8 protein-coding genes and 1 pseudogene are annotated in these 7,920 nt (G+C 51.7%); 3 read left to right on the forward strand and 6 right to left on the reverse strand.

Going from position 1 to position 7,920, the window contains the following annotated elements:
• Window positions 1-50: 50 nt before the first annotated feature.
• Both A918_RS0103205 and A918_RS0103210 read right to left on the reverse strand, forming a co-directional pair.
• Window positions 51-980, reverse strand: a complete 930-nt coding sequence (locus A918_RS0103205; protein ID WP_028233314.1) for a prephenate/arogenate dehydrogenase family protein — start codon at window positions 978-980, stop codon at window positions 51-53.
• 1 nt (window position 981) lies between these two features.
• Window positions 982-2,091: a histidinol-phosphate transaminase gene (locus tag A918_RS0103210; RefSeq protein WP_028233315.1), complete on the reverse strand. Its 1,110-nt coding sequence runs from the start codon at window positions 2,089-2,091 to the stop codon at window positions 982-984.
• A gap of 427 nt (window positions 2,092-2,518) precedes the next feature.
• Here A918_RS0103210 and A918_RS0103215 point away from each other — a divergent pair, with 427 nt between their 5' ends.
• Both A918_RS0103215 and metW read left to right on the forward strand, forming a co-directional pair.
• Window positions 2,519-3,700 (forward strand): homoserine O-acetyltransferase, encoded by a 1,182-nt coding sequence (locus A918_RS0103215; protein ID WP_022709660.1) that lies wholly within the window; start codon window positions 2,519-2,521, stop codon window positions 3,698-3,700.
• Between the two features lie 4 nt (window positions 3,701-3,704).
• Complete coding sequence (gene metW / locus A918_RS0103220; RefSeq protein WP_022709661.1) at window positions 3,705-4,376, forward strand: methionine biosynthesis protein MetW; 672 nt, start codon at window positions 3,705-3,707, stop codon at window positions 4,374-4,376.
• Between the two features lie 22 nt (window positions 4,377-4,398).
• Here the strand turns inward: metW and A918_RS19280 are convergent, their stop codons facing one another.
• Window positions 4,399-5,178: a class I SAM-dependent methyltransferase gene (locus A918_RS19280; RefSeq protein WP_022709662.1), complete on the reverse strand. Its 780-nt coding sequence runs from the start codon at window positions 5,176-5,178 to the stop codon at window positions 4,399-4,401.
• 69 nt (window positions 5,179-5,247) lie between these two features.
• A complete protein-coding gene (locus tag A918_RS0103230; protein WP_022709663.1) occupies window positions 5,248-5,517 on the reverse strand; it encodes a hypothetical protein in 270 nt (89 codons plus the stop codon).
• A gap of 392 nt (window positions 5,518-5,909) precedes the next feature.
• Between A918_RS0103230 and aqpZ the strand changes: the two genes are divergently transcribed.
• Window positions 5,910-6,596 (forward strand): aquaporin Z, encoded by a 687-nt coding sequence (gene aqpZ, locus A918_RS0103235; protein ID WP_028233318.1) that lies wholly within the window; start codon window positions 5,910-5,912, stop codon window positions 6,594-6,596.
• Between the two features lie 62 nt (window positions 6,597-6,658).
• Here the strand turns inward: aqpZ and A918_RS0103240 are convergent, their stop codons facing one another.
• Both A918_RS0103240 and A918_RS21965 read right to left on the reverse strand, forming a co-directional pair.
• Complete coding sequence (locus tag A918_RS0103240; protein ID WP_022709665.1) at window positions 6,659-7,195, reverse strand: TerB family tellurite resistance protein; 537 nt, start codon at window positions 7,193-7,195, stop codon at window positions 6,659-6,661.
• Between the two features lie 194 nt (window positions 7,196-7,389).
• Window positions 7,390-7,920: pseudogene (locus A918_RS21965) on the reverse strand (hypothetical protein); the annotation flags it as partial.

Consider the following 7,920-nt stretch of genomic DNA (forward strand, 5'->3'; position numbering starts at 1 on the left):
GCGGGTTTTTTATTTTCATATAACATCACTCAAACGTGTAGCTTCGCATATTACTTTTGCTTGCTTGCAGCTTCGCGGCCAAAGTTCGGCGCATCCACTTCCTGACCGGCATCAATAATGCCACGGCGGATTGCGCGGGTACGCGTAAACAGGTCAAACAAGGCATCGCCGTCACTCCAGCGGATTGCCCGCTGCAATGAGGCCAGATCTTCCGAGAAACGCCCCAGCATTTCCAGAATAGCATCCTTATTATGCAGGCAAACATCGCGCCACATTGTCGGATCAGATGCCGCAAGACGGGTAAAGTCACGGAAACCGGAAGCGGAATATTTAATCACTTCCGACTCCGTTACCTTCTCCAGATCATTGGCCGTGCCAACAATATTATAGGCAATGATATGCGGCAGATGCGAAACAATCGCCAGCACCAGATCATGATGCTGCGGATCCATCTGGTCTGTTTTGGAACCGCAGGCTTCCCAAAATGCATTGAGCTTTGCCAGCGCATCTGCATCCGTATCGGGCAGCGGTGTGAGAATGCACCAGCGGTTGATAAACAGATCGGCAAACCCCGCATCCGGCCCTGAATATTCGGTACCGGCAATCGGGTGTCCCGGAATAAAATGCACATGATCCGGCAATTCCGGCTGCATCTGCGCAATCACCGAGCCTTTAGTGGAGCCCACATCAGTGACAATCGCACCGGCTTTGAGGCTGCCGGCTATCTGGCTGGCAACCAGACCGGACGAGCCCACAGGCACGGAGACAATCACCAGATCGGCATCTTGCACCGCAACCGCATTATCTGTGGTATAGCTGTCACCCAATCCCAGTTCTTCCGCGCGTTTCAGCGTTTCCGGACTGCGGGTAGCAATAGCAATATGACCGGCCAGACCTTCACGGCGGATGACACGAGCCAGCGACGAACCGATCAGACCAATACCGATCAGCGCAATTTTATTAAAATGAATATCAGACATATCAGGACTTCAAAAATTCAGTGAGAGCGGCAATCACACCGCGATTGGCTTCTTCCGAGCCGATGCTCATCCGCAGGGCTTCAGGGAAGCCATAGGATGTCACGCGCCGCAGAATATATCCCTTGGACTGCAGATATTCGTCAGCTTTAGCGGCAGACTTGTTCTGTGTGTCAGGGAAATGCACCAGCAGGAAATTGGTGACCGATGGCGTAACTTTCAGACCGAGCTTGATAAACTCGTCTGTCAGCCATTGCGCCCATTCCGCATTGAACGCGCAGGCTTTCTGCACATGATCGCGGTCGCGGATTGCCGCAGTACCGGCAGCAATCGCCGCGCTGTTCATGTTGAAAGGTCCGCGCACACGGTTCACCGCTTCCGTGACATGCAGTGGCGCATACATCCAGCCGATACGCAGCGCAGGCAGGCCGTGAATCTTCGAGAATGTGCGGGTCATCACCACATTGTCGCTCGCTGAGACCAGCGCCACACCGGCATCATAATCATTCTTGCGCACATATTCCGCATAGGCCGCATCCAGCACCAGCAGAACATGCGGCGGCAGACCGGCATGCAGGCGCTTCACTTCCTCAAACGGGACATAAGTACCGGTCGGATTGCCCGGATTGGTGATGAAAACAACCTTGGTCTTGTCTGTGACAGCAGCAAGTACCGCATCCACATCAATCACCGTGTCCTTTTCTTTCACGATCACCGGTTTTGCACCGGCCGCCAATGTCTGGATTTTATAGACCAGAAAACCGTGATCGGTGAAAATCGCTTCATCACCCGGTGCCAGATAGGTCTGGCACAGCAGGCCGAGCAATTCATCCGAACCGTTGCCGCAGAGAATATTCTCAATATTCAGGCCTTGCGTTTCCGCAATGGCCTGACGCAGCGCAATGACTTCGCCGTCCGGATAAGAGCTCAGATAATGATCGGTTGCACGATAAGCTTCAACAGCATGCGGGCTTGCACCCAGCGGGCTTTCATTGGCAGACAGCTTGTGCACTTTGGCAACACCGTGAACGGTGGCTTTGCCAGGAACATAAGCAGCAATATCCATGACGCCGGCTTTAGGTGTCGGGCGTTGAGCTTTCGCGAAATCGTTCATCATTCTTATCCAATATTAAGAGCCTGTATTGTTGATAGAGATTATGTACGGAAACAGCATTGCAGTAACATTTGCCGGTCTGTGACCAGCGAAATATTCCCGCTGAAACCGAATGACTTTAGCGGCATAAACCGCATCGCAGAACAAGTCGAGAGAAACCTTGACTTTAAACCCCTCTAGCCCCTAGATCGCAGTAGTTTCAGATAAAAATATCTGAAATCACCAACGCGGCCGGCTAGTCAAAAATGCGCAAAACAGGCAAAAATTGCCTGCATATCCGCATCCAGTTCCGGTCACCGGACAAATTCTAACGCATAATCCCGAAAAACAAATCGGCTTTCGGAGAGGATTATGCGTAAAATCAGGGAATTAGGGCATTGGGTTTGTTGCAAACAGACCTGAAAATGCTCTGACGCAGACATGTTTTATGACGATATCAGCTGAAACTGCCGCCCTATCAGACAACCGCAATCAGGAAGCTGTTCAGCCGAACAGTCCTGTGGTGTATTTTGGTGAAGACAAACCGCTTCAGCTCGACAGCGGTTCCGTTCTGAGCCCGTTTCAGCTCGCTTATCAGTCCTATGGCACACTCAATGCCGATAAGAGCAATGCTATCCTGATCTGCCATGCCCTGACCGGCGATCAGCATGTTGCCAGCACCAATCCGCTCACCGGCAAAGACGGCTGGTGGACTTCACTTGTCGGCCCTGGCAAGCCGATTGATACTGACCGTTATTTTGTGCTCTGTTCCAATGTTATCGGCAGCTGCATGGGCTCAACCGGCCCTGCATCCATTAATCCGGCAACCGGTAAACCTTATGCGCTTGATCTGCCGATCATAACGATCGGCGATATGGTGCGGGCACAGGCGATGCTGGTGGAACATTTCGGCATTGAACAATTGCTGGCCGTGGTTGGTGGCTCCGTCGGCGGCATGCAGGTGCTGCAATGGGCATCAAGCTATCCAGACAAGGTTTTCTCGGCTGTGGTTCTGGCCAGCGGCGCGCGTTTGTCAGCGCAGAATATCGCCTTCAACGAGGTTGGCCGTCAGGCCGTGATGGCCGATCCGCTGTGGCTCAACGGTCAATATCTCACGCAATCGGACTCTGTTCCGCGCAAAGGCCTGTCGGTTGCGCGTATGGCAGCGCATATCACCTATTTGTCGGAAGCCGCGCTGCACCGTAAATTCGGACGTAATCTGCAAGATCGCACCAATATTACCTTCGGTTTTGAAGCTGATTTCCAGATTGAGAGCTATCTGCGCCATCAGGGTAACAGCTTCGTTGACCGTTTTGACGCCAATTCCTATCTCTATCTGACCCGTGCCATGGATTATTTCGACATGGCAGCAGAACATAACGGCTTATTGGCTTCGGCTTTCACCGGCACCAAAACCCGCTTTTTCGTTGCATCCTTCTCCAGCGACTGGCTGTTCCCGACATCCGAAAGCCGTCTCGTTGTCCATGCACTGAATGCGGCAGGTGCGTCTGTTTCATTCGTTGAAATCGAAACAGACCGCGGGCACGATGCTTTCCTGCTGGATGAACCGGTTCTTTTCTCAACCATTGACGGTTTCATCCGCTCCGCAGCCCGTGCGAAAGGTCTGTAATCCGATGACTGATACCAAAGCCGGTTCAGGCGACACGACATTTTTCGCAGCTGAAAATACCGAAAACCTGCATATCCATAACCGCGTTGATTTTGATATTATCGCCTCGCTGGTACGCCCAGGAACACGGGTTCTGGATGTGGGCTGCAGTGACGGTGAATTGCTGCAATTGCTGCGCGACAGCCGCAATGTAGACGGGCGCGGCGTGGAATTATCACAAAGCGGTGTGAACCAGTGCCTGATGCGCGGATTGTCGGTGATACAAGGCGATGCAGACCGTGATCTGGTCTATTACCCCGATTCCAGCTTCGATTATGTGATCCTGTCGCAGACTTTGCAGGCCACGCTCAATCCAAAAAAGGTTCTGAGCGAATTACTACGCATCGGTGAGCGTGCGATCGTTTCCATTCCGAATTTCGGTTACTGGCGGGTGCGTGGCTCACTATTGTTTCGCGGCAGAATGCCGGTGACCAAAGAACTGCCGTTCAGCTGGTATGATACGCCGAATATTCACTTCTGCACGATCCGCGATTTTGTGGATATGACCAAAGAGGTTGGTGCAACAGTTGAAGATGCTGTGGCCCTGAACCGTAATGGTGAGCGCATGCCGTTCAGCCTGCCATGGGGCATGTGGAACCTGCTCGGCCAGCAGGCTGTTTTTCTGCTTAAACGCTAGAGCATAATTTCTTAAATCCGGTTTATTGACCGGAGCGCTCACGGTGATCGTGAATTTTCACCTTCACCGGCTGCTGTCGTGCTGTCCCCTGAGGTGTCAGCACTGGCACGAAAACACGGCGTGAAGCACGCTTCAGCACCGGCAGTCCCTGATAAAGGCGCTTATGCGCCTCCCCGATCACCACCCCGCCAAACAACGGCCAGAGACGGGTTCCGACCGTTTCTATCAAGCCAGATGATTGTTGCAGCCAGCGCCAGCGTGTCGGCGGCACATGCAGCGCATTGACCACTTTTCCCGGCGTGAAATTGGCTTCTCTGAAAGCCTGCAATAATTGTCCGCGACTGAAAGGGCGCCCGCTGCCGAAAGGCGTATGTTCCATACGCGCCCAGACACCACGGCGGTTTGGCACCACGACGATCAACTGTCCGTTCGGTGATAAGACACGCCACATTTCTTTCAGCGTTTCCGCGCTGCTTTCAGAAAATTCAAGCGTATGTACCAGTAAGATGCGGTCTACAGAACTATCCGGCAAAGGCAGCTCCTCATCATAGACCAGCGCCGTGCTCAGTGCCTCGCCATGCGGCCAGCCGGTTGCGCCCTGCCGTGCTGGCATAAAAGCAAATGCCCGCTCCGCTTGTGATGCAAAATGATCCAGATAAGGCAGCGTATAGCCGATCCCGACAAGCCGCTCCTGCGGCATTGGCAGCCATAAAGGATCCAGTGCTGAAGTAATAACCGAAGCAGCCAGTTTGCCCAATGCTGTCGAATAAAATGACTGCAGCTCTATAATATCCAGATGCATCATTTACCCTGAATCAGTTGAGCAGCCCTGCATGTTTCAATGAAGCTGCCATGTCACACCGGCATATGGCTATTGCCAGCAACCAAGATTTTTACCTTTAAGATTATGGGAATCGATTTCCATAATCAGCGCAGGATCATCACGCATCAGCATGTAATAAGCACGCTGCTTCATATTAATCTTTTGCCATCCGGCGCATTCTTTTGGCAGTTCAACCTGTTCAATCGTGACTTTTTCAGTCCATGCCGTTGCAGTCCCTGTGCAACCTGCCAGCACAGCAACCAAAGGCAAACAGAACAGTTTGAAATTAAAAGCCAGTCGGCGCTCGAACCTAGACATCAAGCCGGTACTCCGGAAACCGTTAATATTATCCCGAAACCTTATAAAGCGTCGAAACCGCTCATGAATTCCCAAGACGGTACAACACTTTAAAACACCATAACAGCCCGAAAAAATGAAAACCGCCACAATCCTGCAATCAGCCGTCTGTTGCTGCCGGTTAATAACAGGATAGTTGCTTATCCTCGGCCTGACATCTGCGCCTATTTTATAATAATTATAATATAAGACAGAATATTTCTTTGTAAGACAAATATTTACACCAATTGTGTTCAAAAAAAGACTGTTCAATCCTGACAAATCTGTCCATATTCGGCGGGCAATATAAGTTCCGTGCAGATTTCATTTTTGTTCAATCGTCTACGGGGATTAACATGCAAGATACGCCTTCCATGATGAATAAATTGTCGGCAGAGTGTTTTGGCACATTCTGGCTGGTCTTCGGCGGTTGCGGCAGCGCCGTTCTCGCTGCAGCCTTTCCGGAACTGGGTATCGGCTTTGCCGGTGTCGCGCTGGCATTCGGTCTGACTGTCCTGACAATGGCCTATGCTGTCGGTGGTATTTCGGGCGGACATTTCAATCCGGCTGTCACTCTCGGCCTTACTCTGGGCGGGCGCTTTGAGGCTAAAGACCTCATTCCCTACTGGATCGCACAGCTGGTCGGCGGCATTATTGCTGCTGCAATTCTGTATTTTATTGCCAGCGGTAAAGCTGATTTCAGCGCAGGCGGCTTCGCTTCCAACGGCTACGGCGATCTTTCACCAGGCAAATATAGCCTTGGGGCAGCCCTTGCCATTGAAGTCGTGCTGACTGCCTTCTTCCTGATTATTATTCTCGGCTCCACCTCATCGCGGGCACCGGCCGGTTTTGCACCAATCGCGATTGGTCTCGGTCTGACACTGATCCACCTGATTTCAATTCCGGTGACCAATACATCCGTCAATCCGGCCCGTTCCACGGCAGCAGCCCTGTTCGCAGACACAGCTGCCATCAGCCAGCTCTGGTTGTTCTGGGTTGCTCCGCTGATCGGTGCCGCTATCGGCGCAATCATCTGGAAAGGTCTTCTCGCGAAAGACTGATTGACCGTAACAAATAAAAAAGGCCGTCAATGACGGCCTTCACTCTTTCAAATCCGCTGCTTTTATTCAGCCTTTTCGGCCTCGGCATTGGTCTGCTCTTCAGCCATGGATATTGAAGCCAAGGCATCACGCATTGAACGGGCACGCTCAGCGACCCGTAATTTAATCCCGATGCGCTGCTCCTGATCCACACCGATCAGCTCGGCAATACGCCACATAATATTATCTTCGATTTCACCGACATCACCATCGGCATAGACCATTTCCCACAGCACCTCGATAAAGCTCAAACGAGCCGGCACATCCAGATGGCGTTTCAAAACACTGGTGAAACGATAAAGATCAATCGATTCCTGATCCGCAACTTCTGCCGCTTTAATCAAAGCCTGCAAGTCATCGCCTTGCAAATCATAAGCCTGCGACAGCAAATCCGACAAACGTTTGCGCTCTTTTTCGTGCTGCTCACCATCCGCTTCAATGACATGAAACATCAATGCAGCAGCGGCCAGACGCGGGTCTTCATCAGAGAATGTTTGTTTTTTCTTCGAGGGATCAAAACCCGGCAATTCTTTGAAAAAACTGATCAGACGCTCAAACATACATGCTCCAGTGCTTATACAGCCTTTGACAGGTCTTACACATAGACCAGCATCCGGAAGGATGCCAAGCATACAGACATGTTTTGTCTTACAAGTATCTTCTAATCTTTCTCAGAGTCACCAAGCTGCAACAAAAATACTGTTTTGCAACGGAATTAACGGACTTCATTCTGCAAACCCGACCGGACGCAGTATTAAAACAGCCGGAACGTCCCTTCCTTGCGTATCGGCACATCATGTTCTGCCGCCACACCCGGATCATCAACAATCAGACTATGCTTATCCTTCGCAGCGTCAGAACTATCAGGCTGCGAATCTTTTGCGGCCTGCACCGCAGGATTATCGCCCGTCTCAGTGAGAATAGTTACTTTGGCATTGCGCAGATTATTGTCCTGCGGTTCCGTTTTCTTCGGAGCAGCTTTAGTTTTATCCGCAACAAGAGGCATAGTTTCCGCATCATCAGGATCATCGGCAAAGACCGGCTCCTTCACCGCGGGCATGTTTGACGGCTCAGCCTCTTCCGCACGCGAATAAGTGACCGGTAAAAACGGCTCTTTCAAACTGTCATCATCGAGAACCGGAGACGTATCCGCCGCTATTTCCGTAAACGGCACCTTCCATTCAAAGGCGTTCAGGCGACCTGTCACCGGCGAGGCCGGTGCCCAATGGTCAGAAACAATACCGTCAGCCGTCCATGCCGGATCGCGCGGCGCTTTGACAGCCCG

Origin of the sequence: Pseudochrobactrum sp. AO18b (assembly GCF_000409565.1) — a bacterium.
Taxonomy (GTDB): domain Bacteria; phylum Pseudomonadota; class Alphaproteobacteria; order Rhizobiales; family Rhizobiaceae; genus Pseudochrobactrum; species Pseudochrobactrum saccharolyticum.